A 26,287-nucleotide genomic window follows, 5' to 3' on the forward strand; every position below is an offset into this window, starting at 1 on the left:
TCTGAGGTGGGCCTCCGCGAATCGTTCAGGTTGGTTCAGCCGCGCCAGCGTATCGCCATCCGTGGCAATTCGCCGCTCGCAAGGGCATTTTTCAAGAGGAGAGTTTCTTCAGCGGATAGATGTCGTAACGGCTGGATTTGCCTTCCAGGGCATAGCCCGGTTTCGCTCCCTCGATGATCGGCGCCTTGCGCGGGCGCTTGACCACCACCCGATGGCTGGCCAGCGCGAGAGCCGCCTGGAGCAGCGCGGGGGCGTCGGAATCGTCCCCCACGAAGGGGCGGAACAGGCGCATCTCCTTCTTCACCAGAGCGCTCTTGTCGCGATGGGGAAACATCGGGTCGAGGTAGATCACCTGGGGCACTTCCTCCTGCCAGTCGGCCATGATGGAAATGGCGTTGCCCTGCAACAGACGCATGCCCGCGACGATGGCTGCCACCTCGGCATCGGCGCCAGCCCGCTGCAGGCCATCCTCGAGCAGCGCGCCGACCAACGGCTGGCGTTCGATCAGGCTGACGGTGCAGCCGAGGCTGGCGAGCACGAAGGCATCGCGTCCGAGGCCGGCGGTGGCATCCAGCACACGGGGCCGGATGCCCGGTTGGATGCCGACGGCCTTGGCGATCATCTGCCCGGCGCCGCCACCGAACTGACGCCGGTGCGCGACCGCCCCCTCGACGAAATCCACCCGCACCGGCCCCGGCGCCTGAGGGCCAAGTTCGACCAGTTGCAAGCCGGCTTCGCCCAGCTGCAGCGCGAACTCGGCCTCCCCCTCCACCGGCAACCCGAGGCGCTGCGCCCACTGTTGCGCTGCTTCATGCAGGTGCGGGGCGAGGGCCTCCATGCGGATACGCGCGGCGGGCTGTCTTTCACTCATTGCGGATCGTCCATCGATAACGGTAAAGGGCTCAATGTGGGCCTTGATCGGCCGATAGCCTGTCTATGCGATAGTTTGCCAGAGCCAGCCGCCTGATGTTCGATGTCATCTCCCGTATTCCCGGTGATACCCGGGTCGCGTCTCAGAAAGCCGGTACATCCTCGAGTGCCAGCTCGGCGCTGTACGACCAGATTCTGCGTAGCGTGCTGTTGTCGATGGAGAGCCCTGCCAATAGCACGCTCCCGCTCCCAGCGCCGGCAGCAGCGGATGAGGCCCCGGTACAAGGCATTCGCACCCTCGAAGATGTGATGATGCAGCGCCAGTTCGTCTGTTCGGTGCACGACACCGACAGTGCCCTCACCCTTGATCAGTTGGCCCTGCAACCGCAGTCTCTGACAACCCGTGATGAAAGCGAACAGAGCAAGACCAACGGGTTGCTCACGGAATCACTGAATCCCTGGGAACTGCTGCTCGGCCGCCTGACGCTGCAACAGCGCCTGGCAGGCTGATCGCTCAGCGGCACATCCGGAACATGCCCATATCCAGATGGAAGTGGTCGCGATGCGCGGCGTTGTAATCAGGCCCCAGGGTGGTGTTGAAACTGGCGCAGGCCGCCTGTTGCACCTGGCGCAGGAACAGTGACGTGTCGTCGCTGCCCGGCCAGTCGCGCAGCACGCTGATGCGCCGGCCATCGGCCAGGCGGAAACCGACGATATCCAGGGCATTGGCCGAGGCATGCTGGCTACGCCGCTGACTGCCGGCGATGGTCCGGCAGGCGAAGCTGCCGACATGATCGACCTGGGTGACGCGCTGGCCGAACACCTGCTGCGCCGCTGGCTGCAAGCCATGCCGTTCGAACAGGGCGAATGCCGCCGCCACCGGGCAGGTGGCGATGAAACTGCTGCTCAAGCGTATATCGCTGCCCTGCACGCGCACCGTGTTGGTCAGCGGGCAGTCGGCCGCTGGCGTGCTGTCGGCCAACGCCACATAGCGCAGCGACGAGGTATCCAGCACCGTGCGGCACAGCGCCGGATCGTCCTGCAGGCGCCCGAGCTTGTAGCCGGTCAGCCAGTTCGGTGCATCACGCAGATCCAGCGGTGCCCAGGGGTTCCAGCGTGGCGGTACGTCGAGCCACTGCCGGTAAAGCGCCAGCGGGCCACCGACCACGATGAACAGCAGCAGCGCGGTCAGGAAACGACGCATCCTCAGCCGCGAAACAGATCGTTGATGCGATCGAACGACAGTGCCTTCTGCGCGCCACGCAGGTCACCTGCGTCGGCAAGCCCCGTAGCGGCCTGCAGGAACGCGCCGTAGGCCACCCGCGCCAGGTTGGAGCCGAGGCTCACACGCTTGACGCCGAGTTCCGCCAGTTCGTCCAGGGACAGGCTCAGGCTCGCAGAGCCGACCAGCACGTTGACCGGCCGCGGCGCCACCGCCTGCACCACCGCGCTGATCTCCTCGCGCCTTGTCAGGCCTGGCGCATAGAGCACGTCGGCTCCTGCCTCGGCGTAGGCCACCAGGCGGCGGATGGTGTCGTCAAGATCCGCGCGGCCGTGCAGATAGTTCTCCGCCCGCGCGGTCAGGGTGAAGGGGAAGTCCAGGCTACGAACGGCGGCGACCGAAGCCTGGATGCGTTCCACCGCCAGCTCGAACGCATAGATGGGGGCGTCGGCTCGCCCCGTGGCATCCTCGATGGAGCCACCGACCAGGCCCAGCGCAGCCGCCAGGCGCAACGTCTCGGCGCAGGTCTGCGGGCTATCGCCGTAGCCGTTCTCCAGATCCGCGGCCACAGGCAGGGCCGTGGCTGCGACAATGTCCCGTGCATTGCCCAGCGCTTCGTCGCGCGATACCGCGCCTTCGGCATCACACCGCCCCAGAGAAAATGCCAGCCCGGCGCTGGTGGTGGCCAGCGCCTGGAAGCCGAGGCTCGCGAGCATCTTCGCCGAGCCGGCATCCCACGGGTTGGGCAGCACCAGCAGGCCATCCTGCCGATGCAACTGACTGAAACGTTCGCCGAGACGCTGTGCTGTGGACATGCGGATTCTCCCTGAAATCTGGCCGATGGGATCGGGTCAGTGCGCAGGGTAGCGAAGTTTTCCCGCACTGGAGAAATTCATTGGCTGGTAAGCGGGGACGTGAGGCGCCATCAACCTTGTGGCCGCATACCCTGAGACAGGCCCAGCACCAACCAGAGCAGATTCTGACCCGCCTGTGCCTGGGCTGCCGGAGCACGCTTGAGATCGGGATTGGCACAATAGCTGCGCCCATGGCTGCTGACCACACCGTGACCGGGCTCATACCAGGAAGCAGCCGCTGCCACCGACACGCTGAGTGCCATAGCAGCGAACAAACCTCGTACTATTTCTAACCTCATGACTGCAACCTCTTGATAGCACTGCCAACACCGTCCGCTAACACTAGATCACGATAGGTGGTTGCAACTTTCAGCAAGACGAACGGTATACGCCGATGGCGGTCGCCAGAAACTACAGATAAAAAAACCCCGCGGCAAGCGCGGGGTTTCTCTTTGCTGCAGGGGCCGGGTGGCTTACATCATGCCGCCCATACCACCCATGCCACCCATGTCCGGCATGGCTGGTGCGGCCTTGTCTTCCGGCAGCTCTGCAACGATCGCCTCGGTGGTGATCAGCAGACCGGCGATGGAAGCAGCAGCCTGCAGCGCGCTGCGGGTCACCTTGGCCGGGTCGATGATGCCGAACTCGATCAGGTCACCGTACTCGCCGTTGGCGGCGTTGTAACCGTAGTTACCGGTACCTTGCTTGACCTTGTCGAGAACCACGGAGGCTTCGTCACCGGCGTTGGCCACGATCTGGCGCAGCGGCGCCTCGATGGCACGACGCAGGATGTTGATACCCGCATCCTGTTCGAGGTTGATGCCTTTCAGGCCGTCCAGAGCGGACTGAGCACGCACCAGGGCAACACCGCCGCCAGGCACCACGCCTTCTTCCACTGCAGCGCGGGTGGCGTGCAGGGCATCTTCGACGCGGGCTTTCTTCTCTTTCATCTCGACTTCGGTGGCAGCGCCAACCTTGATCACGGCAACACCGCCAGCCAGCTTGGCCAGACGCTCTTGCAGCTTCTCTTTGTCGTAGTCGGACGAAGTGTCTTCGACCTGCTTGCGGATCTGCGCCACACGACCTTCGATGTCGACCTGCTGGCCGGCACCGTCGATGATGGTGGTGTTTTCCTTGTTCAGGACCACACGCTTGGCTTGACCCAGGTGCTCCAGGGTGGCGCTTTCCAGGCTCAGGCCGATCTCTTCCGAGATCACGGTACCGCCGGTCAGGACAGCGATATCCTGCAGCATGGCCTTGCGACGATCACCGAAGCCCGGTGCCTTGACGGCAGCGACCTTGACGATACCGCGCATGTTGTTGACGACCAGCGTCGCCAGGGCTTCGCCCTCGACGTCTTCGGCGACGATCAGCAGCGGACGGCCGGCTTTGGCAACGGCTTCCAGGACTGGCAGCAGCTCACGGATGTTGGAGATCTTCTTGTCGACCAGCAACAGCAGCGGGCCGTCGAGCTCGGCAACCATGGTGTCCGGCTTGTTGATGAAGTACGGCGACAGGTAGCCACGGTCGAACTGCATGCCTTCTACGACGGACAGTTCGTTTTCCAGGCCCGAGCCTTCTTCAACGGTGATCACGCCTTCTTTACCGACTTTTTCCATGGCTTCGGCAATGATGTTGCCGATGGATTCGTCGGAGTTGGCGGAGATGGTACCGACCTGAGCGATGGCTTTGCTATCGGTGCACGGCTTGGAGAGGTTCTTCAGCTCGGCGACGATGGCCGCGGTGGCCTTGTCGATGCCGCGCTTCAGGTCCATCGGGTTCAGGCCGGCTGCAACCGACTTCAGGCCTTCGGTCACGATGGCCTGGGCCAGCACGGTGGCCGTGGTGGTGCCGTCACCGGCAGCGTCGTTGGCCTTGGAGGCAACGTCCTTCACCAGTTGGGCGCCGATGTTTTCGATCCTGTCCTTGAGCTCGATTTCCTTGGCGACGGAAACGCCGTCCTTGGTGATCAGCGGCGCGCCGAAGCTGCGCTCCAGGACTACGTTACGGCCTTTCGGACCGAGGGTGGCCTTGACGGCGTCGGCCAGAACGTTGACGCCAGTCAGCAGTTTCTTGCGAGCGGCGTCGCCGAATTTTACGTCTTTAGCTGCCATGTTATTTGATCCTCAATTCTTGACGATTAAACGGAATTCGCGGGCAATCAGGCTTCGACGACGGCGAGGATTTCGTTCTCGCTCATCACCAGCAGGTCTTCGCCGTCGACCTTGACGGTGTTGCTGCCCGAGTAAGGGCCGAAAACCACTTTGTCGCCGACCTTGACGGCCAGCGCACGGACTTCACCGTTGTCCAGAACACGGCCAGTGCCGACGGCAACGATTTCACCCTGATTCGGCTTTTCCGCAGCCGAGCCCGGCAGCACGATACCGCCAGCGGTTTTAGTTTCTTCTTCGCTGCGACGGATCACGACGCGGTCATGCAAAGGACGAAGCTTCATTGTCGATCTCTCCCAATAGTTGTTGACTTCAACCGGTGCTCTCACCGGCAGGATCGGGGTGCTGCGCATCACACGTAGCACCGAAATATGTTTCAGCGCAGATACGCTGAAAAACCTTGCGGTGACCGCTACATAAGGTCGCTGAAAGGTAATTCAAGGGCGCAGCGCGAAAAAAATTCCAGTAGTGGCCGTGCAAATCGCCTGCACGAAAACACCGAACCCCGATTCGGCACGCCGGATCGGGGTTCGGATACAGCCAACGGCTCGCTCAGTCGCGGCGTTCGTATTCGCCTTCGAGCACGTTGGGACGATTCCCGCCGGGCCCTGGCTGACCGTTGCGCGCCGCCAGATCATCGGCGAAGGCACGCTGGCGTTGCGCCTGCTCGGCAGCTCGACGGCGCACGCGCTCGACCAGTCTGCGGCGAGTGAACGGCAGCAGAAACAGCAGGCCAACGAAGTCACTGATGAAGCCGGGAAGCAGCAACAAGCCACCACCTACGGCCATCATCAGTCCCTGCAACACCTCCTGATCCGGCATTTCGCCACGGGCCAGCCGTTCGCGGGCACGCCAGGCAGTGGTGATGCCGGCGACACGCAGAATGAGGCCACCGAAGATCGACGTGGCGATCACCAGGGCAATGGTCGGGAATACACCGATGGCGCTGCCTACCGAGATCAGCACGGCCAGCTCGAGAATCGGGAACAACAGGAACAACAACATGAAAATGCGCATCGCGGTTTCCTAGGCGGAAGAACGACTTCCGATGGGAGAGAAGTATGGGGTGTTGCGCTTAATTCAAGCTGAACCCTCGAATTCCTTTGCCCGCACATCGGTGGACGCCGGTGAGGACGGGGCCTGGCCCGCCTTGCTGGCAGTGTTGCAGAATGTTCGAAGACCAGCCGGCAGCGGCCATCAGCGCTCTGCAGATGAAAACCGCCCCCCACGAGGCCAAGGATTTTCATCGCCAGGATAGCGCACGGCGACAGAATCGCAGCGCGCCGATACGCGCTGGGCTGGCCTGCCAAGCTACCAGCAAAGATGCACTGACGCCTCGCTTACAGGCTTCGGCCGCCTGCTAGGATAGTGGCTACAGTGCGTCAACGGCATCCAGCCGGCTGATTCGAAGGGGATGGATATGCAACTCGAAGACAAGGTGATCATCATCACGGGCGGCGGCCAGGGGCTTGGACGAGCCATGGCCGAATACCTCGCGGAAAAACGCGTTCGCCTGGCCCTGGTCGACCTCAACCAGGAGAAACTCGACGAGACCGCGGCTGCCTGCCGGGCGCTCGGCGTCCAGGCCCGCACCTACCTGTGCAACGTCGCCAGCGAGGAACAGGTGACCCAGACGATCACCCAGATCGCCGAGGACTTCGGCTCGATCAATGGCCTGGTCAACAATGCCGGCATTCTGCGCGACGGACTGACCATCAGGGTCAAGGACGGCGAAATGAGCAAGATGAGCCTGGCGCAATGGCAGTCGGTGATCGACGTCAACCTGACCGGCGTGTTCCTGTGTACCCGGGAAGTGGCCGCGAAGATGATCGAATTGCAGAACGAGGGAGCGATCATCAACATTTCGTCGGTTTCGCGGGCCGGCAATATCGGCCAGGCCAACTACTCCGCCGCCAAGGCCGGTGTGGCTGCCGACACCGTGGTCTGGGCCCGTGAGCTGGCCCGCTATGGCATCCGCGTGGCCGGTGTGGCGCCGGGCTTCATCGAAACCGATATGGTCGCCAGCATGAAGCCTGAAGCGCTGGAACGCATGACCGCGGTGATCCCGCTCAAGCGCCTGGGCCAGCCCCGTGAAATCGCCCATTCGGTCGCCTACCTGTTGGAGAACGACTATTTCACCGGGCGTATCCTCGAACTCGACGGCGGCGTTCGGCTGTAACACCGACCAGTGCCAAAGGGTCGTAGCGCCGTCACATGGCTTGCAAACGGTGCTGCAGAGGATGCGCCGCATCCCGTCGATGGCAGCTAGAAAAAAGCCCTGCGCATGCAGGGCTGTTTGGGGAGCATCCCGCAGGCTGGATTACCAGCCCACACCAAAGCCGATGGTGTAGCGGGTTTCGTCCTTGTCGCCTTCCGAACCGCTGACTTGGTCCTTCGACGCCTTCATATTGAGCGAAGCCCAATCGGTGACCTTGTAGCGAAGGCCGACTTCGGCATCCAGCGCATAATCGGCGACGCTTCCCAGTGGTTTGCCCACTTCGCCGGTACTGAACAGCTCGAACGTCTTGCCGATCAGATAACGGTTGTAGTCCCATCGCACGCTGATGGCGTAGAAATTGTCCTTCTCGCCATTGGCATACTCGTAGTCGGAACGGTTGAGCAGGGTGGCCATGGAGAGCGCGCCAAGCTCGTTGTCCCAGAACTGGTAACCCGGACCGGTACCGATGGTGCGCTGGCGCTCCAGATCTTCGATCTTGTCGCGCTTGTACTCCAGGCGCCCCTGCCAGAACCACTGTTCGTCGAGGAAACGATCGAGGGCATACTCGGTTCCCCAATTGTCAGTGCTGACCACGTCGTTCCTGAGCTCGCGGTTGTAGTCCACCGTGGCGTTGTGACGCCATTTACCGTGACGCGCCTGGGTCTTCAGGTCGACGTCGTAGTCATCGGTGTCGCTCTCGGCGCGCTTGTAGTCCATGGCCACGTCGATGTTGCCCTTCCAGAGGAAGTCCTCGACGAAGGGCTTGGGTTTCATGATCTGCTTGATGCTTGCCAGTTCCACGGTCCTCGGCGCCTCGCCGTTGGCCAGGGTCACCTTGCCGGTGTCGGAAGCCTTCAGGGACTTGGCACGCTCCCCCTCCACTTCGTTTTCCTTGACCAGCAATTCCTGATCGCTGTCCAGGGTGGCGATCTTTTTCCAATCCAAGGGAATGGAACCGCCATACTCGGTCTGCAACAGCAGCTTGCCGCCGTCGAGCAGCTTGATGGTTCCGGTCAGGCGATCGCCATTCTTCATCCAGACGGTATCGGCCATCGACGGCATCGCTACCGCACCGAGGCTCAGGCACAACAGGGTTCGAGTAAACATAAGCGGATACTACTGCTCCGGTTCGCGATAAATCGGGCATTATCCGCATACCCGTTATATGAGCAAGAAGTGACCGACGGAATTCATCCGAGTTCACCACAGGCGGGAGAAAATGCCGCGCTAGACGCTCGATCACGCCCTCAGGAGCCTGCCATGGCCAAACGACAGCCGGATTACAGCATGCCAATGGCCGACGCTGGTCAACAGGCTCGCCGTGATGCGCTGTACCTGGCGCTCGCCCAGGTACCAACCGGCAAGGTGGTCACTTACGGCCAATTGGCGGCCCTCGCCGGGCTGGGTCGCGCCGCCCGCTGGGTGGGCCGTACGCTGAGCCAGTTGCCTGACGGTACTTCCCTGCCCTGGCATCGGGTGGTCGCCGCAGGCGGCCGTCTGAGCCTGACAGCCGACACGCCAAGCGGCGTTGAACAACGCGCCCGATTGCGCGTCGAAGGGGTGCTATCCCACAACGGTCGAGTGGATATCCGCTGCCACGGCTGGCATCCCCTGGAGCATGAGGCCTGACACCTCGTATGCGGGCGCAGCTCGGCTGGCTTGCACTGACCCACCCTAGCCCCTAGAGTGCGCCATTTGTCCATGTCTTCTCCCTCCAGGCCGATCCCGTTCAATGCATCGTAAAAGCTGGCGCGACGCGATCGCCGCCTATTCCAGTCCTTCGACACTGGTTCTCCTGCTGCTCGGGTTCGCCGCTGGCCTGCCTTACATGCTGGTGTTCTCGACACTTTCCGTGTGGCTGCGCGAAGCGGGCGTGGCGCGGGAAACCATCGGTTTCGCCAGCCTCATCGGCCTGGCCTATGCCTTCAAATGGGTGTGGTCGCCACTGCTCGACCAATGGCGCCTGCCACTGCTCGGCAAGCTGGGCAGGCGACGCTCCTGGCTGGTGTTGTCGCAGATACTGATCGCCATCGGCCTGGCCGGCATGGCGCTGTGCGACCCGCATACGCACCTGACCTGGCTGATCGCCCTGGCGGTGCTGGTGGCCTTCGCCTCGGCGACCCAGGACATCGCTGTCGATGCCTACCGCCTGGAGATCGTCGACGACACCCGCCAGGCCGCCCTGGCGGCCAGCTACATGGCCGGCTACCGGGTCGCCGCACTGCTGGCCACCGCTGGCGCGCTCTACGTAGCCGAAGGCCTGGGCTCCACCACCCTGCTCTATCAGCATGCCGCCTGGGCCGGTACCTACCTGCTGTTCGCCCTGCTGATGCTGCCGGGCCTGCTCACCAGCCTGTGGATGAAAGAGCCGGATGTGTCCCTGAAAACCCAGCTGGCAGCCGCCAAGTACGGCTTCAGCCACCAGATCGCGTCGGTACTGGTGCTGATCGTCCTGCTGGTCTCGGTACCGGCCATGTTCACCCAGCTGTACAACACCGACTTTCCCAGCCTGGTCAGCGGTGAAGCCACCCTGCTTGATCTGCTGCTCGAGGATCGCGCCTTCCTGCGCGCCATCCTCTACACCATCCTCACCGGCCTGTGCCTGTCGTCCTTCGGCCGCCGTGGCCTGGCGCCCGTGCTTACCCCGGTCAATGATTTCATCCTGCGCTATCGCTGGCAGGCGCTGCTGCTGCTGGGGCTGATCGCCACCTACCGCATGTCCGACACGGTCATGGGGGTGATGGCCAATGTGTTCTACATCGACCAGGGCTTCACCAAGGACCAGATCGCCAGTGTCAGCAAGCTGTTCGGGCTGATCATGACCCTGGTGGGCGCTGGTGCGGGCGGCCTGCTGATCGTGCGCTTCGGCATCATGCCTATCCTCTTCATCGGCGGTGCCGCATCGGCGGCGACCAACCTGCTGTTCCTGATGCTGGCCGGCATGGGCGCGGACCTGCAGATGCTGATTTTCACCATATCCGCCGACAACTTCAGCTCCGGGCTGGCCACCGCCGCCTTCGTCGCCTACCTGTCGAGCCTTACCAACCTGAAGTTCTCGGCCACTCAGTACGCCCTGCTCAGCTCGATCATGCTGCTGCTGCCAAGGCTGATCGGCGGTTATTCGGGCGTGCTGGTGGAAAAGTACGGCTACGCCGACTTCTTCCTGATCACCGCGCTGATGGGGGTGCCAACCCTGATACTGATCGTCGTGCAATGGCATCGCCAGGGCGGCCGACCGATCACGCCAAGCAGCGAACCGGACAAGCCCGCGGCTTGATTCGAAACATGAAAAAGCCGACGAGAGTCGGCTTTTTCATGTTCGGCAACGGGGCTGCGATCAGTCAGCCTTGCCCTGCTGCAGCACCTGAACCATGCGCGGTGGTTGCGCCAGCTCGACGCCTTCGGCACGCAGTCGATCACGGACGCTTTCATTGAGCATGAAGATCACCGGCCAGTAGTCAGCGGCCGAGGTCCACATGCGCAGCGACAGGTTGATCGACGTATCGCCCAGGCTGGACACCACCACGACCGGAGCGGGGTCCTGGTGCACACGTGCGTCCTGCGACAGCGCCAGCAGCACTTCACGAGCCTTCGACAGGTCAGCCTCGTAATCGAGTTTGACGTCGTACAGCACCTGGCGGGTGCTCTGCCGCGAGTGATTGGTGATGATGCCGTTGGACAAGGTGCCGTTGGGCACGATGACCACCTTGTTGTCGCCCGTACGCAGTACGGTGTGAAAGATCTGAATGTAATCGACCGAACCGGAAATGCCCTGGGCCTCGATGAAGTCACCGGCCTTGAAGGGACGGAACAACATGATCAGCACTCCGCCGGCGAAGTTCGCCAGGCTGCCCTGCAGGGCCAGGCCGATGGCCAGGCCGGCGGCACCTATCACGGCAATGAAGGACGTGGTTTCCACACCGATCATCGAGGCCACGCTGATGATCAACAGCACTTTCAGCACGATGCTGGCCAGGCTGCCGATGAAACTGCTCAGCGCACGGTCGACCTTGCGGCCATCCATCAGCGCGCTGACCTTGTTGGTGAGCTTGGTGATCAGCCACCAACCGACCAGCAAGGTGAAGACGGCCAGGGTCAGTTTGCCGCTGTACTGCAGCAGAACCGGGATCCAGGCCTGTGACATGACGACCAGTTGGTCGACGCTCATATCCATCTGGGACTCCTTCTAGAGGTTGAGACGAGCACATCACCGCGCAGGCAGGACACGACGGTTGCTCGAGCGTTGGAAACTGTGCGACGCCGCTGCCGCGCCCGGGTTCAATAATCCAGCCCCCGGGAACACTGGCGTGTGGTGGTCAGTCGCGGAAGTTGTTGTACTGCAGGGGCATGCCGAAATCCTTGCCACGCAGGGAGGCGATGCACTCCTGCAGGTCATCGCGCTTCTTGCCGGTGACCCTTACCTGCTCGCCCTGAATGGCGGCTTGTACCTTGAGCTTGGCGTCCTTGATGTGAGCGACGATCTTCTTCGCCAGCTCCTTGTCGATGCCTTCGCGAAACTCGACCTCCTGTTTGACCACCTTGCCGGATGCGTAGGCATCCTTGCTCTCCATGCACTGGCTGTCGATCTTGCGCTTGATCAGGCAGGAACGAATGATGTCGAGCATCTGCTCGAGCATGAAATCGGCCTCTGCAGTCAGCGTGACGGCTTTGTCCTTGGCCTCGAAGCTGCACTTGCCGCGCAGATCGAAACGCCGCTCCAGCTCCTTGGCCGCGTTGTCCAGGGCGTTGGTGAGTTCGTGTTTATCCAGCTCCGACACCACGTCGAACGAGGGCATGGAATTACTCCTGATAAAAGGCGCGATTGTGCTAGGGATGCCATTCCCGGTCCAGGCTGGCCTGAGCCGAAGGCCTGCGGGTACCTCGTCGGCCAGGGTTGCCTGGCGCGAGGCCGTGAATAAGTTTCCCCGCAAACCGCGCGGATGGCTTGACGACAAAATTGGCGCGATCATTATATCCGCTCTGATACAGAGCGTTCGGCGTTGTATTGGTTACTCCCCTTCCTCGACCCGTTTTCTTGCCTGCGAGTACCCTCCATGCCCAACCCCCATCTCAGCATTCTGGTGGTGGACGATGCCAAGTTCTCCAGCGCCATGATCGGCCGTGCGCTGAGCCAGGCTGGTTATCAGGACATACGCTTCGCCAGCAGTGCGGCGCAAGCCATCAGCAACCTCGAAGAACGTCCCGCCAGCGTACTGCTGGCCGACTGGCTGATGCCCGAGATGGACGGCCTGGAGCTGACCGGCAAGGTGCGCCAGCTCGACGAAGCGGCCGAGCACTACACGTACATCATTCTGCTCACCGGCAAGGAGGGCGAGAATGTGCTGAGCGAGGCTTTCGACCGCGGCGTCGATGACTTCATCAGCAAATCGGCGATGAACGAACAATTGCTGCCACGGGTGTTCGCCGCCGACCGCCTGTGCAACTCGCTGCAGCGCCTGCTGCAGGAAAATGCCCTGCTGATGCAGAGCATCGCCAGCCTGGAAGAACGTAATCTGGTCGATCCGCTGACCGGCCTCGGCAACGGCCGTTACCTGACCCAGAAACTGACCGACAGCCTGCGCCAGATGGAGTCACGCGGTGGTGCGCTGTGCTTGCTGCTGATCGGCCTGCAGGGCATCGACGAGTTGCGCGCTCGCCATGGTGCCGGAGTCTACAACGAGCTGCTGCGCAGCGTGGCCCGCCGCCTGCAACAGTTGGTCCGGCCGCTGGACGTGCTGGTGAGCCTGGACGACCGCCATTTTGCCCTGATCACCCTGCTCGACCACCTGCACGAATGCTCGTCGAGCAGCTTCAAACGCCTGCATGAAGGCCTCAACCTCAAGGCCTTCAAGACCAGCGAAGGCTTCATCTCGCTCAGGGCCGGTATCACGGTGGTCGGGCTGGATGGCAAGGCCTTGCCCATGGAGCAGCAGCAACTGCTCGACCTCGCCATGCGCCTGCTTCCCGAAGCCCATGCCAGTGGCCGCGTCACCGCGGTGCGTTTGCCCCGCCCATGAGCTGGCACGTGCTCGGCGCCGGCAGCCTGGGTGGGCTGTGGGCCGTACGACTGTTCCGCGCCGGCGTGCCGGTGCAACTGATCCTGCGCGATGAGCGACGCCTGGCCAGCTACCGACAGGCGGGGGCGCTGACCCTGGTCGAGCAGGGCCAGGCCAGCCGCTACGCCATCCCGGCACACCGTCTCGACGATGACACGCCCATCCAGCGCCTGCTGCTGGCGTGCAAGGCCTACGACGCAGCGAGCGCGATCGAGCGTGTCGTCCATCGTCTCGCGCCGGGCGCCGACGTGGTCCTGTTGCAGAACGGCCTTGGCAGCCAGGACGAGGTACTCGAAAAGCTCCCCGGCCGGCGCTGCCTGTTCGCTTCCAGCACCGAAGGCGCCTTTCGCGAAGATGACTGGCGCGTGGTGTTCGCTGGCCAGGGGCATACCTGGCTCGGTGACCCCGCCGATAGCACCCCGCCAGGCTGGTTGACCGACCTGCAACGCAGTCGCATTCCTCACAGCTGGAGCCCGGACATCCTCGCGCGCCTGTGGCGCAAGCTGGCGCTCAACTGCGCGATCAACCCACTGACCGTGCTGCATGGCTGCCGTAACGGTGAGCTCGCCGGCTACCGCGAAGAAGTCAACGGGCTATGTGCGGAGCTGGAGGTGCTGCTGCGGAGTTGCGGTCAGGGCGAGGCGGCTGAAAACCTTCAGGCCGATGTCTGGCGGGTGGTCGAGGCCACCGCCGCCAACTATTCATCCATGTACCAGGATGTAGCCCGGCGCCGGCGCACCGAAATCAGCTACCTGCTCGGCTACGCCTGTACGGCGGGTGAACGAACCGGGCTGCAGCTGCCGCGACTGCAGGCCGTGCGCCAGCGCCTGTTCATGCACCTGGACGCCCACGGATTGCCGCGCCACTGAGCCGCCACGCGGAATCCGTCGGCGCTTGCACACAGCGGTTGCCAGGCCCTAACCTGCCCGCTCGACCGCCAATACGACGAAGCCCAATGCGCCTGCGCCACCGCCTGAAGAACCTCCCCGTTGGCCGTAAACTGCTCGCTGCCCTGCTGGTACTGCTGGCGGCGGTGCTGGTGGTAGCCAACATGACCTTCATCAGTGCCGCCTACTGGATCTCCCAGGAAAGCGTCGCCCCTCAGGCTCTGCAGACCCTCAGCCGACTGATCGCCAGCCCTGCCCTGAGCCGCGAGGCCCTCAGTTCCCCGCAGGCGGCAGGTGAACTGCTGAAACGTCTGGACGGCTACGCACCGCTGCGTGCCGCAGTGATCTACGACGCCAACGGCGACAGCCTGGCGCAGTTGCAGCGTGGCGAAAAACTGCAACTGCCATCGCGGGTCGACGACCTGGCCAACTGGCGCCTGAGTGAGTTTCGCGCCAATCAACTGGTCGAGTTGCCACAGGCCGAGGCGCCACCCGGCTACCTGCTGCTGGTCGCTTCCAGCGAACTCCCCGGTGCCTTCTACCGGGGCACCGTCACCGCCAGCCTGGTGATCCTCGGCTTCAGTCTGGTGCTCTGGCTGCTGGTGGCGCGGCAGATCCGCCGGCTGGTCACCAGCCCGATCAAGCGCCTGGAAGAGCTGACCCGCCAGGTCACCCGCGAAGAGAACTACTCGCTGCGGGCGCGGCGCGGCAACCAGGATGAAATCGGCAGCCTGGCCGAAGCCTTCAACACCATGCTGACCCGCATCGAGGCCCGCGAGCAGCAGCTCAAGCGGGCCCGTGACGACTCCGAGGAAGCCTACAACCAGGCCCAGGGTCTGGCTGAGGAAACCCGTTTGTCGAACCGCAAGCTGGAACTCGAGGTGCAGGTACGCAGCAAGATCGAGAAGAAGCTCACCGGCTTCCAGAACTACCTCAACAGCATCATCGACTCCATGCCCTCGGCGCTGATCGCCCTCGACGAACAGCTCTACGTGGCGCAGTGGAACCAGGAAGCCAGCGCCCTTTCCGGCACCTCCCTGGACGAAGCGGTGAACCAGCCGGTATTCCTCGCCTTTCCCCTGCTCAAGCCTTACCTGTCCAAGCTCAAGCGCACCGCCGAGCAGCACCGGGTGGAGAAGATCGAACGGGTGACCTGGATCCGTGACGACGAGCCACACCATTACGCCCTGACCTTCTACCCGCTGATCGGCAGCATCGGCCGCGGCGTGGTGATCCGCATCGACGACATCACCCAGCGCCTGAACCTCGAAGAGGTCATGGTGCAGTCCGAGAAAATGCTGTCGGTCGGCGGCCTGGCGGCCGGCATGGCGCACGAGATCAACAACCCGCTGGGCGCCATCCTGCACAACGTGCAGAACATCCGTCGACGCTTGTCACCCGAGCTGCCACGCAATCAGGAGCAGGCCGACCGGGCCGGCATCAGCCTGCCGGCCATCGACAGATACCTGACGGCGCGGGAGATTCCCATGCTGCTCGACGGCATCCAGCATGCCGGCACGCGGGCTTCGAAGATAGTCACCCACATGCTCAGTTTCAGTCGACTGAGCAACCGACAGTTGGTGCCGTGCCAGCTGCCGGCGTTGATCGATCAGGCCGTGGAAATCGCCAGCAACGACTTCGACCTGACCGAGAGCTTCGACTTCAAGAGCCTGCTGATCCAGCGCGAGTTCGACCCGGCACTGGGTCCGATACCGAGTATCGCCAACGAACTGGAGCAGGTGCTGCTCAACCTGCTGAAGAACGCCGCCCAGGCCATCCACCTGCGCGATGATGACAGCGTGCCGGGCAGTATCACCCTGCGTACACGGCTGGCGCCGCCCTGGGCCGAAGTGCAGGTGGAGGACAATGGGGTGGGCATCCCGGAGGCCGTGCGCAAGCGCATTTTCGAACCCTTCTTCACCACCAAGGAAGTCGGCCAGGGCACCGGCCTCGGGCTTTCCGTCTCGTACTTCATCGTCACCAACAACCACAAGGGACAGATGGAAGTGCACTCACGCACCGGACAGGGCACCTGTTTCACCCTGCGCCTGCCCATCGGTGCCAGCACCTGAACCCTCACCACGGAGCCACCCATGGGCTATCGACTGTCGAAAATCTACACCCGTACCGGCGATACCGGGCAAACCGGGCTGGCCGACGGCCGCCGGGTGGCCAAGGATCACCCACGCATCGAAGCCATCGGCGAGGTGGACAGCCTGAACAGTCAGCTCGGCCTGTTGCTCGCCGAGCTGATAGAGCAGCAGCGCCTATGCCCGGGCCTCGCCGAGCTGATCGAGGTGCTGGCGCCCTGTCAGCATCGCTTGTTCGACCTGGGCGGCGAGCTGGCCATGCCGGATTACCAGGCCCTGCAGGCCGTCGAGATCGAGCGCCTGGAAGCGGCCATCGACCGCTGGAACGAGGAAGTCGGCCCACTGACGAACTTCATCCTGCCTGGTGGTTCGCGGCTGATCGCCCAGGCGCACCTGTGTCGCAGCAGCGCGCGCGGGGCCGAACGCCGTTGCGGGCAGCTCCATGCCATCGAGCCGCTGCGCGGCGAGCTGCTGGCCTACATCAACCGACTGTCAGACCTGCTGTTCGTGGCAGCACGGCTGATCGCCAGGCGCCAGGGAATCGACGAAGTGCTCTGGCAGGCGGCCGCTAAAGCCTGAGGCCGCTCTCGAAACGCCTCAACTCACCGCTCAACGGATCGGCAAACGACAAACGGCGGGCCAATAGCTTCAGCGGCCGGCTGTAGTCGTCGGGATCACCTTCGCTGCTGCTTACCTCGGGATAGAAGGGATCGTTGAGAATCGGCGCGCCGAGTGCCGCCATATGCACCCGCAGTTGGTGCTTCTTGCCGGTCACCGGCTCGAGACCATACAGCCAGCAATCAGCGCGCCGTTCGATCACGTCGATGCGCGTGCGGGTATTGGCCGCGCCCGGCGCTTCGCGCATGCGAAAGAACGGCTCGCCCGCCTCGAAGCGGGTCTCGCGTAACAACGGAAACCGCACCTGCGACAATGGCGCCGCCAGCGCTTCGTAACGCTTGTCGATATTGCGCTCGCGAAACAGCGCCTGGTAACGCCCGCGCGTCCGCGCGTTGGTGGAAAACAGCACCAGCCCGGCAGTGTGCCGGTCGATACGGTGCAGCGGCACCAGATCGACATTGCCGGTGCGCTTGACCAGCCGTGCCAGCAAGGTCTGCTCGACATAGGCGCCCGCCGGCATCACCGGTAGGAAATGGGGCTTGTCGGCGACCAGCAGATGGTCGTCGGCATGCAGGATCGCCTCCTCGAAGGGAATCTGCGGCTCGGCTGGCACCTCGCGAAAATAGTGCACACGCAAGCCGACCCGGTAGGGGTGATCGGCAACGACGGGCGCGCCCTGGGCATCCAGCACCCTCCCCCGCGCAATGCGCTCCAGCCAGATTTCTCGTGAAATCGCCGGGAAGTGCGCGCACAGGCAATCGAGCACGGTCGCCCAGGGCCCTGCCGGCAGATGCAGGGTGCTGGGACGCAAGGAGCCAGGCGGATGATCGGATGCGGACATGCAAAGGCTCCGGGCGCGGTTATCGGGGGGCGATCAGGTACAGGCAGACCGACAGCGTCACCACCGATCCCAGGGTCGACAGCAGAATGGTACTCGACACCTGGGTACCTTCACGCCGGTAGAACTCGGCAAGCATGAATGGCCCGGTGCCGGTAGGCAGTGCGCTGAGCAGCAACGCGGCATGGGTCCACATGGGCGGCAGGCGGAAGACATGGACGGCAAGCATCCAGGTGATCAGCGGGTGAGCGATCAGCTTGATCAGCACCAGGCTGGTACCACGGGCCTTGGCTCCGTCATGCCGCTGGGCCAGGAACAACCCGAGGGCGATCAGCGCACAGGGGCCGGTGGCGGCAGCCAGTAGTTTGAGAAACTGATGCAGCGGGGCCGGCAGCGGCTGCGCCGTCGCCGCCCATAGCGCGCCGAGCAACGGCGCCATGACGATGGGGTTCTTCAGCAGCGCGATGGAGACCTTGCGCACCGCCAGCAGGACGCTCTTTTCGCTCTGCAAGCCGACTTCGATACACACCACCGCCAGGGCGAACAACACGCAGATGACGATCAGGCAGGCGATCAGCGCCGGCTCCATGCCTGCTTCGCCGAACACCAGCAGGCACAGCGGGATGCCCATGTAGCCGGTATTGGCATAGGAAGCGCTGAGCCCCTGCACGCTGGCATCGGCCAGGCTGCCGCTGCGGCGCAGGCGCCACAGCAGCACCGCAGCAAAGATGCCCAGGGTGGCGATGCCATAAGCGAGGATGAATCCCGGCTGCCAGATTTCGTCCCAGACGACCGTGGCCATTGCCTCGAACAACAGCGCCGGCAGGCACAGCCAGACCACCATGCGGTTTATCTCGGACGCCGCCGTGGCCCCAAGCAGGCCCAGCCGCCGGCAGGCGAAGCCGGCGAGGATCAGTGCGAAGACCGGCAGGATGACAGTGAAGACCGAGGCCATGGGCCGGAGCACTCTCTTTGAAGACTCGACGAAACACTGCCCCCCGAAACAAGCGGTGGCAGCCAGTGGTTATTGCTCGGGCCAGAACGCGCGGATCCCCGCGACACCCTGCGCGCCAGTCTGCCAGGCCTGCTCGCGATGCTGCGGGCCGACCCCGCCAAGCAGGTAGCAGGGCTGGTTGAAGCGCTGCAGCAGCTCGGTAGCCAGCTCCCAGCCCAGGGGCTGCGCATCGGGATGGCTCTGGGTCGCCTGCAAGGGCGACAGGGTGACGAAATCGGCGCCGATCTGTGCCGCCAGCTGCAACTCCTCGGCGCTATGGCAAGACGCCGCCAGCCAGCGATCCACCGCCAGTGGACGCCCTTTGGCGGCATACTTGCGCAACTGCTCGGCCGTCAGGTGCCAGCCGGCAGCGGGAAAATCGCCAAGCCACTCCAGGGGCCCCTTGAGCATCAATTGCGCCTTGCCGGCGCACAGCCCCTGGATGTCCACGGCGAGATCCCGGTACTGAGCATCGAACATCGCCGGGGCACGCAACTGGATCAGCCGCGCGCCACGGCCGATGGCCGCGCGAATGCCGGCCAGCAGCTGCGGCCCATCAAGGCCGTCCGGGGTGATCAGGTACTGCTCGGGCAAACGGGCGGCCGCCACGATCGGCCGGTTGGCAGCCGGGAACTCGTAGTCGCCAAGCTGCCGGGCACTTACCCAGGCCAGCGGCTGGCCTTCGGCGCCGTGTGGCTCGCCGCTGAAACGGCTGACTTCCCAGACGTCCAGCAGCACGTGCTTGTCGGCATAGTCGTGGCGCACCTGGATCAGTGGCCGCGCGCTTTCCGGGAGAATGCCCAGCTCCTCGTGCAGCTCGCGGGACAACGCAGCCAGCACGGCCTCGCCCTCCTTGACCTTGCCACCCGGGAACTCCCAGAGCCCACCCTGGTGCTTGTCGTCGGGACGCCTGGCGATGAGGATGCGACCATCCTCACCACGAATCACCGCTGCCGCTACATGCACGCGTTTCACGTTCACTCCTTCAAGGCTGCCTGCAACCAGCGCTGGATCGCCGGCTACTGAAAAATGGTTTGACGTAGGACGAAACCGCTGTGCATTTGCGCACAGACGCAACGCGCCATGGCGCGAGCCGCCACGTTGCGCGGCCACAGGGCGGATTCAGGAAAACCCTCGGCCAGGTACCCGGCGATGGCCAGGGAATCCCAGACGCCCCCGACGTCGTCGGTCTTGAGCACTGGCACCTTGGCCGTCTGCGAACCGCTCAGCAGGCGGGCACGGCTATCGACCGCATAGAGCGGCACCCGGGTTTCCACATAAGCGGCGCCACTGAGTTCGATCGCCAACCCGTCACGCAGCGCCCAGGACGAGTCGTTCTTGTTGCCTATGAGCAATTGCAGTGACACGAGCGCTCTCCAATCTGCCATGAATACTCATGCAGCGTCCGCCGGGGTCGGCCCGGCAGCAAATTCCCCTCGTTACATGGGGCCATGCACGAAGGGAATACGAACGTTGGATCAGGTGCGGTACTCGGCGTTGATCTTCACGTACTCGTGGGACAGGTCAGTGGTCCAGATGGTCTCGCTGCAGGTGCCGCGACCCAGCTCGATGCGGATGGTGATCTCCTCTTCGGCCATCACCGCCGAGCCCTGCTCCTCGGTGTAGCTGCTGGCCCGGCACCCCTTGCTGGCGATGCACACGTCACCGAGGAACACATCGATCTTGCTGACGTCGAGCTGCGCCACGCCGGCACGGCCGACGGCCGCGAGGATGCGCCCCCAGTTGGGGTCGGACGCGAACAACGCGGTCTTGATCAGCGGCGAATGGGCCACCGCATAGCCGACGTCCAGGCACTCCTGATGCGTCGCCCCGCCGTTGACCTGCACGGTGACGAACTTGGTCGCGCCCTCACCGTCACGCACGATGGCCTGGGCCACATCCATGCACACCTCGAAGACCGCTTGCTTGAGCGCCGCGAACAGCGCACCGCTGGCCTGGGTGATTTCCGGCAGCGCAGCCTGACCGGTGGCGATCAGCATGCAACAGTCGTTGGTGGAGGTGTCACCGTCGATGGTGATGCGATTGAACGACTTGTTCGCCGCATCGCGCAGCAGATCCTGCAGCACGCCCTGGGCAACCTTGGCGTCCGTGGCGATGTAGCCGAGCATGGTGGCCATGTTCGGTTTGATCATGCCGGCGCCCTTGCTGATCCCGGTGACGGTGACCGTCACGCCTTCATGGCTGAACTGGCGGCTGGCACCTTTGGGCAGAGTGTCGGTGGTCATGATGCCGGTGGCGGCATCTGCCCAGTTGTTCACCGACAGGTTATCCAGAGCGGCCTGCAGGGCGCCCTCGATCTTTTCCACCGGCAGTGGCTCACCGATCACGCCGGTGGAGAACGGCAGCACTTCGCTTTCGTCCACACCGGCCAGGGCGGCCAGGCTGGCACAGGTACGAATGGCGTTCTGCAGGCCCGGCTCGCCGGTGCCGGCGTTGGCGTTGCCGGTATTGGTGAGCAGGTAGCGGACGCTGCCCGAGGCGCGTTTCTTGGCCAGGATCACCGGCGCCGCGCAGAACGCGTTGAGGGTGAAGACGCCTGCCACGCTGCTGCCTTCGGCACAGCGCATCACCACCACATCCTTGCGCCCGGGGCGCTTGATGCCGGCGGAGGCGATGCCCAGTTCGAAACCTGGAACCGGGTGCAGGGTAGACAGCGGGCCAAGACCAACAGCCATGGGAAAGCTCCTCGAGTTAGGTGGAATTGCACAGCATATTCGAAGCGAAAACGCCGCGGAGGGGTAGACCCTTCGCGGCGCTTGGACGTACAGCCAGCTCAGGACAAGAGCCTGTCGACGGCCATGCGGGCCAGTACCGGTTTGCAACGCCCCAGCACCGACACGCAGCTATCGTGGTCAGTCTTAGCTGACCTGACCGTGGCAGTGCTTGTACTTCTTGCCGGAACCGCACGGGCAGAGTTCGTTGCGACCGATCTTCTGCTCGGCACGCACCGGGGCAGTGGCAACGGCAACGTCGCTGCCATCCTGCGCTTCGGTTTCAGGCGCTTCGAGCGCGGAAACTTCGTCGTGCTGGAACTGCATGCGCTGGGCCAGCGCTTCGGCATCGCGACGCAGACGGGCTTCTTCCTCCGCCGGATCCTCGCGGCGAACCTGTACGTGAGAAAGCACGCGGATGGCATCGCGCTTGATGGAATCGAGCAGTTCCTGGAACAGGGTGAAGGACTCGCGCTTGTATTCCTGCTTGGGGTTCTTCTGGGCGTAGCCGCGCAGGTGGATGCCGTGACGCAGGTGATCCATGGTCGACAGGTGATCTTTCCACAGGTCGTCGAGAACACGCAGCAGAATCTGTTTCTCGAAGGTACGCAACGCTTCGGCGCTGGCCTGGGTCTCCTTCTCGTTGTACGCCTCGACCAGCTCCTTGAGGATGCGCTCGCGCAGGGTGTCCTCGTACAGCTTGTCGTCTTCGTCGAGCCACTGCTGGATCGGCAGGCGCAGGTTGAAGCCAGCGTACAGCGCCTCTTCCAGACCGGCGATGTCCCACTGCTCGGGCAGCGACTGCGGCGGCATGTGCGCGTTGATGGTGTTGTCCAGCACTTCCCTGCGGAAATCCTCGATGGTTTCGCCGACGTTGTCGGCGGTCAGCAAGGTGTTGCGCATGTGATAGATCACCTTGCGCTGTTCGTTGGCCACGTCATCGAACTCGAGCAGTTGCTTGCGCATGTCGAAGTTACGGCCTTCGACCTTGCGCTGTGCCTTCTCGATGGCGTTGGTGACCATGCGGTGCTCGATGGCCTCGCCGGCCTGCATGCCCAGTGCCTTCATGAAGTTCTTCACCCGATCGGAGGCGAAGATGCGCATCAGGCTGTCTTCCAGCGACAGGTAGAAGCGGCTGGAGCCGGCGTCACCCTGACGGCCGGCACGGCCACGCAGCTGGTTGTCGATACGGCGCGATTCGTGACGCTCGGACGCGATCACGTGCAGACCACCCGACTCCAGCACGGCCTGGTGGCGCTTCTGCCAGTCGCTCTTGATCTGCGCGATCTGCTCGGCAGTCGGATCTTCCAGGGCAGCGACTTCCACTTCCCAGTTGCCACCCAGCAGGATATCGGTACCGCGACCCGCCATGTTGGTGGCGATGGTCAGCGCCCCCGGGCGACCGGCCTGGGCGATGATCTCGGCTTCCTTCTCGTGGAACTTGGCGTTGAGCACCTTGTGCTCGATGCCTTCCTGCTCCAGCAACCGCGAAACGTACTCGGAGGTTTCGATGGTCGCGGTACCGACCAGGATCGGCCGGCCCTGGGCCTGGCATTCCTTGATATCGTTGATGATCGCCGCGTACTTCTCTTCCTGGGTCAGGTAGACCAGGTCGTTGAAGTCCTTACGGGAAATCGGCTTGTTGGTCGGAATGACCATCACGTCCAGACCGTAGATCTGGTGGAATTCGAAAGCCTCGGTGTCGGCGGTACCGGTCATCCCGGCCAGCTTGGTGTACAGGCGGAAGTAATTCTGGAAGGTGGTCGACGCCAGCGTCTGGCTCTCGGCCTGGATCTGCACGCCTTCCTTCGCTTCGATGGCCTGGTGCAGGCCCTCGGACAGGCGACGGCCCTGCATGGTACGACCGGTGTGCTCGTCGATCAGGATCACCTGGCCGTTCTGCACGATGTACTCGACGTTGCGCTGGAACAGGGTATGCGCGCGCAGGCCGGCATACACGTGGGTCAGCAGGCCGAGGTTGTGCGCCGAATAGAGGCTCTCGCCTTCGGCCAGCATCCCCGCCTGGGTCAGCATGTCCTCGATGACCTGGTGGCCTTCCTCGTTGAGCTCGACCTGACGGCTCTTCTCGTCGACCTTGTAGTGGCCCTCCTGGGTGACCACACCCTCTTCTTCCTCGATGTGCAACTTGAGGCGAGGAATCAGCTTGTTGATCTCGGTGTACATCTTCGAGCTGTCTTCGGCCTGGCCGGAGATGATCAGCGGCGTGCGCGCCTCGTCGATGAGGATCGAGTCGACCTCGTCGATCACGGCGAAATTCAGCTCGCGCTGGAATTTCTCTTCCACGCTGAACGCCATGTTGTCGCGCAGGTAGTCGAAACCGAATTCGTTATTGGTGCCGTAGGTGATGTCGGCCGCGTAGGCCGCGCGCTTCTCGTCCGGCGGCATGAAGGGGGTGACGATGCCGACCGACAGGCCGAGGAACTCATACAGCGGCCGCATCCAGTTGGCGTCGCGACGAGCCAGGTAGTCGTTGACCGTAACCACGTGCACGCCCTTGCCTTCCAGGGCGTTGAGATAAACGGCCAGGGTGCCGACCAGGGTCTTGCCCTCACCGGTACGCATCTCGGCGATCTTGCCTTCGTGCAGGGTCATGCCACCGATCAACTGGACATCGAAGTGGCGCATGCCCATCACACGCTTGCCGGCCTCGCGGGCCACGGCGAAGACTTCGGGCAGCAGTTGATCCAGGGTTTCGCCTTTGGCCAGGCGGGCCTTGAATTCTTCGGTCTTGGCGCGCAGTTGCTCATCGGAGAGTGCGAGCATCTGCTCCTCGAATGCATTGACGGCCTGAACCGCCTTGAGCATGCGCTTGACCTCACGCTCGTTCTTGCTTCCAAAGAGTTTTTTCAACAAAGGCGCAAACATATCGACAGGATCTTCCACGCTATGGATGGAGGGCGGCCCCGTGAGTCGCCCATGCAGCCCTCATGGCTGCGTGCGAAGGGGGCATTCTACCCGGAAACGAAATGGATGAAAGCGGCGTTATTGGCACCGGGCCATCGGCTGCCCAGGGAAATCAGCAGCCACTACGCCGTCAATCTTCGTCGCTGACTCGCGCGATGTAACTGTGCGGATTGACCAGTTGCCCGTTACGACTGACTTCGAAATGCACGTGATTACCGGTGGAGCGCCCGGTACTGCCCACCGTGGCGATGGCCTGCCCACGCTGGACCAGATCGCCGACCTGCACCCGATTGCTGCGGTTGTGTGCATACAAGGTGACGTAGCCGTCGGCATGGCTGATTTCCACGGTATTGCCATAGCCATTGCGGCGCCCGGCGAAGGTCACCACGCCAGCACCGACGGCAACCACCTCACTGCCGGCCTTGGCCGCGAAGTCGACGCCCTTGTGCACGCTGGCACGGCCGGTCAGCGGGTCGACCCGACGACCGAACGGCGACGATACATACCCCTGCAACACCGGATGCCCGGACAGCATCGCGGCCTCGTCGAGGCGCCGATCCGCCAGCAGTTGTTCCAGCACTTCGAGCTGCTGCTCGCGGCTGTCCATGCGTAACGCCAGCTCATCCAGCGTACTCATGAACGCCGGCGGCGCGTAGGCGGCACCGCCGATGGGTTCTTCAGGCCCACCCTGGCCGACGCCGAGGGAGAAATCGAACTCGCTGGCGTCCAGCTCCGCCAGCTCGGTAAGCCGCTCGCCCAGGGCATCGAGGCGGATCAAGCGGGACTGCAGCTCGGCGACATGGGCGGCGAATGCATCCAGTTGACGCTGAGCGTCGATACGCACCGCACCCACTTCGTCACGCTGAGCATCGAGCGCCTGGGTAACCTCGACGCTTTCCGACAACCCTAGCGGTTTCGGCGCCAGCCAGGCGCCCACTGCCACACCTGCACCGATCGCCAGGACGATCGCCAGTGCCAGGCCGATCGTCAGCCAGCGCAGATCGAGACTGAGCGAACGCGCGGCACCGTGGCGGCGGCTGAGAAAAATGACGTGCATGACATCCCCATGTCGAAAAGGTGGAACCCGAGTGGGCGGCAAGGTTCTGCTACCATGACGGCCCCAAGAAATTGCAGGCTCCGCCATGAGTTTTCGTCCCTTGCCGGCCAAGGCGCCCGCCGCACTGCTGCGCGAGGCGAAGCCCCTCAAAGCCCTGTATAACCAGGCTCAGCGCATCGACCATCTGCAGCAGTTGCTGGAAAGTCAGCTGCAGCCTGCCGCCCGGGAACACTGCCACGTGGCTTCCTGGCGGGAGGGCTGTCTACTTTTAATCGTCACCGACGGCCACTGGGCCACTCGGTTGCGCTATCAACAGCGACGCCTGCAGAGGCAGTTGCAGGCGCTCGAAACGTTCGCGACCATAACGAAAATACTCTTCAAGGTGCAACCTTCCACCGCCGAAAGGCGTGCACCTGCCCGCCCCTTCGAACTTTCCGACAGTGCTGCGGACAGTATCCAGGCAACCGCCGAGGGCGTCAGTGACCCCCGCCTGCGAGACGCCCTGGAGCGCCTGGCCAGCCATCGCCGACGCAGTGATTGTTAAGCCGTCACCGGCTCAATCGGCAATAAACGAAGCGGCCATGTTCGCATCGAACGTTGACGGGCGGTGCGACCTGCGGGACGTGCAACCGCCCACGCAAACATAGCCAACGGCGACCTGTCTCTTGTCTACCGTGCTGACTGCTGCTGCGCGAAAGCGCCATGCGCAGGTGAGAAAACCGGTATAAAAAAGGCCACCCGAGGGTGGCCTTGAA

The 26,287-nt window shown here is 63.4% G+C and carries 23 protein-coding genes and 2 pseudogenes; 9 read left to right on the forward strand and 16 right to left on the reverse strand.

Annotation, left to right across the window (positions count from 1 at the left end):
* Positions 1 to 91: 91 nt before the first annotated feature.
* Positions 92 to 871, reverse strand: coding sequence for a class I SAM-dependent methyltransferase (locus BLR94_RS08455; protein WP_084304320.1), 780 nt, complete (start codon positions 869 to 871; stop codon positions 92 to 94).
* 95 nt (positions 872 to 966) lie between these two features.
* Between BLR94_RS08455 and BLR94_RS08460 the strand changes: the two genes are divergently transcribed.
* A complete protein-coding gene (locus BLR94_RS08460) occupies positions 967 to 1,380 on the forward strand; it encodes a hypothetical protein (protein ID WP_084304321.1) in 414 nt (137 codons plus the stop codon).
* A 4-nt stretch (positions 1,381 to 1,384) separates the two neighbouring features.
* Here BLR94_RS08460 and BLR94_RS08465 read toward each other — a convergent pair whose 3' ends face one another.
* From BLR94_RS08465 to BLR94_RS08490, 5 genes are all read right to left on the reverse strand, one after another.
* On the reverse strand, positions 1,385 to 2,074 hold the full coding sequence (locus BLR94_RS08465; RefSeq protein WP_084304322.1) for an extensin-like domain-containing protein: 690 nt from the start codon (positions 2,072 to 2,074) through the stop codon (positions 1,385 to 1,387).
* Positions 2,075 to 2,076: 2 nt separating this feature from the next.
* Entirely contained in the window at positions 2,077 to 2,907 is an 831-nt protein-coding gene (locus tag BLR94_RS08470) for an isocitrate lyase/PEP mutase family protein (protein ID WP_084304323.1), read from the reverse strand.
* A gap of 512 nt (positions 2,908 to 3,419) precedes the next feature.
* On the reverse strand, positions 3,420 to 5,060 hold the full coding sequence (gene groL / locus BLR94_RS08480) for a chaperonin GroEL (protein WP_084304325.1): 1,641 nt from the start codon (positions 5,058 to 5,060) through the stop codon (positions 3,420 to 3,422).
* 47 nt (positions 5,061 to 5,107) lie between these two features.
* A complete protein-coding gene (locus BLR94_RS08485) occupies positions 5,108 to 5,401 on the reverse strand; it encodes a co-chaperone GroES (RefSeq protein ID WP_084304326.1) in 294 nt (97 codons plus the stop codon).
* Positions 5,402 to 5,669: 268 nt separating this feature from the next.
* Complete coding sequence (locus BLR94_RS08490) at positions 5,670 to 6,134, reverse strand: FxsA family protein (RefSeq protein ID WP_084304327.1); 465 nt, start codon at positions 6,132 to 6,134, stop codon at positions 5,670 to 5,672.
* A gap of 403 nt (positions 6,135 to 6,537) precedes the next feature.
* Here BLR94_RS08490 and BLR94_RS08500 point away from each other — a divergent pair, with 403 nt between their 5' ends.
* Positions 6,538 to 7,296, forward strand: coding sequence for an SDR family oxidoreductase (locus BLR94_RS08500; RefSeq protein WP_084304329.1), 759 nt, complete (start codon positions 6,538 to 6,540; stop codon positions 7,294 to 7,296).
* A 141-nt stretch (positions 7,297 to 7,437) separates the two neighbouring features.
* On the opposite strand, the gene BLR94_RS08505 is transcribed toward BLR94_RS08500, so the two are convergent.
* Positions 7,438 to 8,442 carry a DUF481 domain-containing protein gene (locus BLR94_RS08505; protein WP_084304330.1) on the reverse strand — a complete coding sequence of 335 codons (1,005 nt, stop codon included), beginning with the start codon at positions 8,440 to 8,442 and terminating at the stop codon, positions 7,438 to 7,440.
* A 153-nt stretch (positions 8,443 to 8,595) separates the two neighbouring features.
* Here BLR94_RS08505 and BLR94_RS08510 point away from each other — a divergent pair, with 153 nt between their 5' ends.
* Together BLR94_RS08510 and BLR94_RS08515 are read left to right on the forward strand one after the other, a co-directional pair.
* Positions 8,596 to 8,964 (forward strand): MGMT family protein, encoded by a 369-nt coding sequence (locus BLR94_RS08510; protein ID WP_090423675.1) that lies wholly within the window; start codon positions 8,596 to 8,598, stop codon positions 8,962 to 8,964.
* Between the two features lie 103 nt (positions 8,965 to 9,067).
* Positions 9,068 to 10,612: an AmpG family muropeptide MFS transporter gene (locus tag BLR94_RS08515; protein WP_084304331.1), complete on the forward strand. Its 1,545-nt coding sequence runs from the start codon at positions 9,068 to 9,070 to the stop codon at positions 10,610 to 10,612.
* A gap of 60 nt (positions 10,613 to 10,672) precedes the next feature.
* On the opposite strand, the gene BLR94_RS08520 is transcribed toward BLR94_RS08515, so the two are convergent.
* Positions 10,673 to 11,509, reverse strand: a complete 837-nt coding sequence (locus BLR94_RS08520) for a mechanosensitive ion channel family protein (protein WP_084304332.1) — start codon at positions 11,507 to 11,509, stop codon at positions 10,673 to 10,675.
* Positions 11,510 to 11,651: 142 nt separating this feature from the next.
* On the reverse strand, positions 11,652 to 12,131 hold the full coding sequence (locus BLR94_RS08525; RefSeq protein ID WP_084304333.1) for a YajQ family cyclic di-GMP-binding protein: 480 nt from the start codon (positions 12,129 to 12,131) through the stop codon (positions 11,652 to 11,654).
* Positions 12,132 to 12,383: 252 nt separating this feature from the next.
* On the opposite strand from BLR94_RS08525, the pseudogene BLR94_RS08530 reads away from it, so the two are divergent.
* The 4 genes and pseudogenes from BLR94_RS08530 to BLR94_RS08545 all read left to right on the forward strand — a co-directional run.
* A pseudogene (locus BLR94_RS08530) lies at positions 12,384 to 13,352 on the forward strand (GGDEF domain-containing response regulator); the annotation flags it as partial.
* A complete protein-coding gene (locus tag BLR94_RS08535; RefSeq protein ID WP_084304335.1) occupies positions 13,349 to 14,260 on the forward strand; it encodes a putative 2-dehydropantoate 2-reductase in 912 nt (303 codons plus the stop codon). The pseudogene BLR94_RS08530 and the gene BLR94_RS08535, both read left to right, overlap by 4 nt.
* Before the next feature lie 86 nt (positions 14,261 to 14,346).
* Complete coding sequence (locus tag BLR94_RS08540; protein WP_084304336.1) at positions 14,347 to 16,350, forward strand: sensor histidine kinase; 2,004 nt, start codon at positions 14,347 to 14,349, stop codon at positions 16,348 to 16,350.
* Between the two features lie 21 nt (positions 16,351 to 16,371).
* Positions 16,372 to 16,947, forward strand: coding sequence for a cob(I)yrinic acid a,c-diamide adenosyltransferase (locus tag BLR94_RS08545; protein WP_084304337.1), 576 nt, complete (start codon positions 16,372 to 16,374; stop codon positions 16,945 to 16,947).
* Here BLR94_RS08545 and BLR94_RS08550 read toward each other — a convergent pair.
* From BLR94_RS08550 to BLR94_RS08580, 7 genes and pseudogenes are all read right to left on the reverse strand, one after another.
* Positions 16,937 to 17,827, reverse strand: a complete 891-nt coding sequence (locus BLR94_RS08550) for a pseudouridine synthase (protein ID WP_084304338.1) — start codon at positions 17,825 to 17,827, stop codon at positions 16,937 to 16,939. The two genes, BLR94_RS08545 and BLR94_RS08550, sit on opposite strands and share 11 nt — an antisense overlap.
* A 19-nt stretch (positions 17,828 to 17,846) precedes the next feature.
* Positions 17,847 to 18,779, reverse strand: coding sequence for an AEC family transporter (locus BLR94_RS08555; protein WP_084304339.1), 933 nt, complete (start codon positions 18,777 to 18,779; stop codon positions 17,847 to 17,849).
* Between the two features lie 69 nt (positions 18,780 to 18,848).
* Positions 18,849 to 19,793 (reverse strand): Nudix family hydrolase, encoded by a 945-nt coding sequence (locus BLR94_RS08560; RefSeq protein WP_084304340.1) that lies wholly within the window; start codon positions 19,791 to 19,793, stop codon positions 18,849 to 18,851.
* A gap of 71 nt (positions 19,794 to 19,864) precedes the next feature.
* Positions 19,865 to 20,206: pseudogene (locus BLR94_RS08565) on the reverse strand (glutathione S-transferase N-terminal domain-containing protein); the annotation flags it as partial.
* A gap of 90 nt (positions 20,207 to 20,296) precedes the next feature.
* Positions 20,297 to 21,514, reverse strand: a complete 1,218-nt coding sequence (argJ, locus tag BLR94_RS08570) for a bifunctional glutamate N-acetyltransferase/amino-acid acetyltransferase ArgJ (RefSeq protein WP_084304342.1) — start codon at positions 21,512 to 21,514, stop codon at positions 20,297 to 20,299.
* Positions 21,515 to 21,697: 183 nt separating this feature from the next.
* Complete coding sequence (gene secA / locus BLR94_RS08575) at positions 21,698 to 24,436, reverse strand: preprotein translocase subunit SecA (protein WP_084304343.1); 2,739 nt, start codon at positions 24,434 to 24,436, stop codon at positions 21,698 to 21,700.
* A gap of 169 nt (positions 24,437 to 24,605) precedes the next feature.
* Positions 24,606 to 25,532, reverse strand: coding sequence for a M23 family metallopeptidase (locus tag BLR94_RS08580; protein ID WP_084304344.1), 927 nt, complete (start codon positions 25,530 to 25,532; stop codon positions 24,606 to 24,608).
* Between the two features lie 85 nt (positions 25,533 to 25,617).
* On the opposite strand from BLR94_RS08580, the gene BLR94_RS08585 reads away from it, so the two are divergent.
* Positions 25,618 to 26,076: a DciA family protein gene (locus BLR94_RS08585; protein ID WP_084304345.1), complete on the forward strand. Its 459-nt coding sequence runs from the start codon at positions 25,618 to 25,620 to the stop codon at positions 26,074 to 26,076.
* The last annotated feature ends 211 nt before the right edge of the window (positions 26,077 to 26,287 follow it).

The sequence above is a fragment of the Phytopseudomonas flavescens genome (assembly GCF_900100535.1).
Lineage (GTDB): Bacteria > Pseudomonadota > Gammaproteobacteria > Pseudomonadales > Pseudomonadaceae > Aquipseudomonas > Aquipseudomonas flavescens.

Excerpts from the sequence above, each read along its gene's own strand:
- argJ (WP_084304342.1), bottom strand. The coding sequence starts at position 21,514 with ATGGCTGTTGGTCTTGGCCCGCTGTCTACCCTGCACCCGGTTCCAGGT.
- BLR94_RS08490 (WP_084304327.1), bottom strand. The coding sequence starts at position 6,134 with ATGCGCATTTTCATGTTGTTGTTCCTGTTGTTCCCGATTCTCGAGCTG.
- BLR94_RS08460 (WP_084304321.1), top strand. The coding sequence starts at position 967 with ATGTTCGATGTCATCTCCCGTATTCCCGGTGATACCCGGGTCGCGTCT.
- BLR94_RS08455 (WP_084304320.1), bottom strand. The coding sequence starts at position 871 with ATGAGTGAAAGACAGCCCGCCGCGCGTATCCGCATGGAGGCCCTCGCC.
- BLR94_RS08465 (WP_084304322.1), bottom strand. The coding sequence starts at position 2,074 with ATGCGTCGTTTCCTGACCGCGCTGCTGCTGTTCATCGTGGTCGGTGGC.
- BLR94_RS08510 (WP_090423675.1), top strand. The coding sequence starts at position 8,596 with ATGGCCAAACGACAGCCGGATTACAGCATGCCAATGGCCGACGCTGGT.
- BLR94_RS08540 (WP_084304336.1), top strand. The coding sequence starts at position 14,347 with ATGCGCCTGCGCCACCGCCTGAAGAACCTCCCCGTTGGCCGTAAACTG.
- secA (WP_084304343.1), bottom strand. The coding sequence starts at position 24,436 with ATGTTTGCGCCTTTGTTGAAAAAACTCTTTGGAAGCAAGAACGAGCGT.
- BLR94_RS08535 (WP_084304335.1), top strand. The coding sequence starts at position 13,349 with ATGAGCTGGCACGTGCTCGGCGCCGGCAGCCTGGGTGGGCTGTGGGCC.
- BLR94_RS08585 (WP_084304345.1), top strand. The coding sequence starts at position 25,618 with ATGAGTTTTCGTCCCTTGCCGGCCAAGGCGCCCGCCGCACTGCTGCGC.
- BLR94_RS08580 (WP_084304344.1), bottom strand. The coding sequence starts at position 25,532 with ATGCACGTCATTTTTCTCAGCCGCCGCCACGGTGCCGCGCGTTCGCTC.
- BLR94_RS08555 (WP_084304339.1), bottom strand. The coding sequence starts at position 18,779 with ATGGCCTCGGTCTTCACTGTCATCCTGCCGGTCTTCGCACTGATCCTC.
- BLR94_RS08545 (WP_084304337.1), top strand. The coding sequence starts at position 16,372 with ATGGGCTATCGACTGTCGAAAATCTACACCCGTACCGGCGATACCGGG.
- BLR94_RS08520 (WP_084304332.1), bottom strand. The coding sequence starts at position 11,509 with ATGGATATGAGCGTCGACCAACTGGTCGTCATGTCACAGGCCTGGATC.
- BLR94_RS08505 (WP_084304330.1), bottom strand. The coding sequence starts at position 8,442 with ATGTTTACTCGAACCCTGTTGTGCCTGAGCCTCGGTGCGGTAGCGATG.
- BLR94_RS08515 (WP_084304331.1), top strand. The coding sequence starts at position 9,068 with ATGCATCGTAAAAGCTGGCGCGACGCGATCGCCGCCTATTCCAGTCCT.
- BLR94_RS08470 (WP_084304323.1), bottom strand. The coding sequence starts at position 2,907 with ATGTCCACAGCACAGCGTCTCGGCGAACGTTTCAGTCAGTTGCATCGG.
- BLR94_RS08500 (WP_084304329.1), top strand. The coding sequence starts at position 6,538 with ATGCAACTCGAAGACAAGGTGATCATCATCACGGGCGGCGGCCAGGGG.
- groL (WP_084304325.1), bottom strand. The coding sequence starts at position 5,060 with ATGGCAGCTAAAGACGTAAAATTCGGCGACGCCGCTCGCAAGAAACTG.
- BLR94_RS08485 (WP_084304326.1), bottom strand. The coding sequence starts at position 5,401 with ATGAAGCTTCGTCCTTTGCATGACCGCGTCGTGATCCGTCGCAGCGAA.
- BLR94_RS08550 (WP_084304338.1), bottom strand. The coding sequence starts at position 17,827 with ATGTCCGCATCCGATCATCCGCCTGGCTCCTTGCGTCCCAGCACCCTG.
- BLR94_RS08525 (WP_084304333.1), bottom strand. The coding sequence starts at position 12,131 with ATGCCCTCGTTCGACGTGGTGTCGGAGCTGGATAAACACGAACTCACC.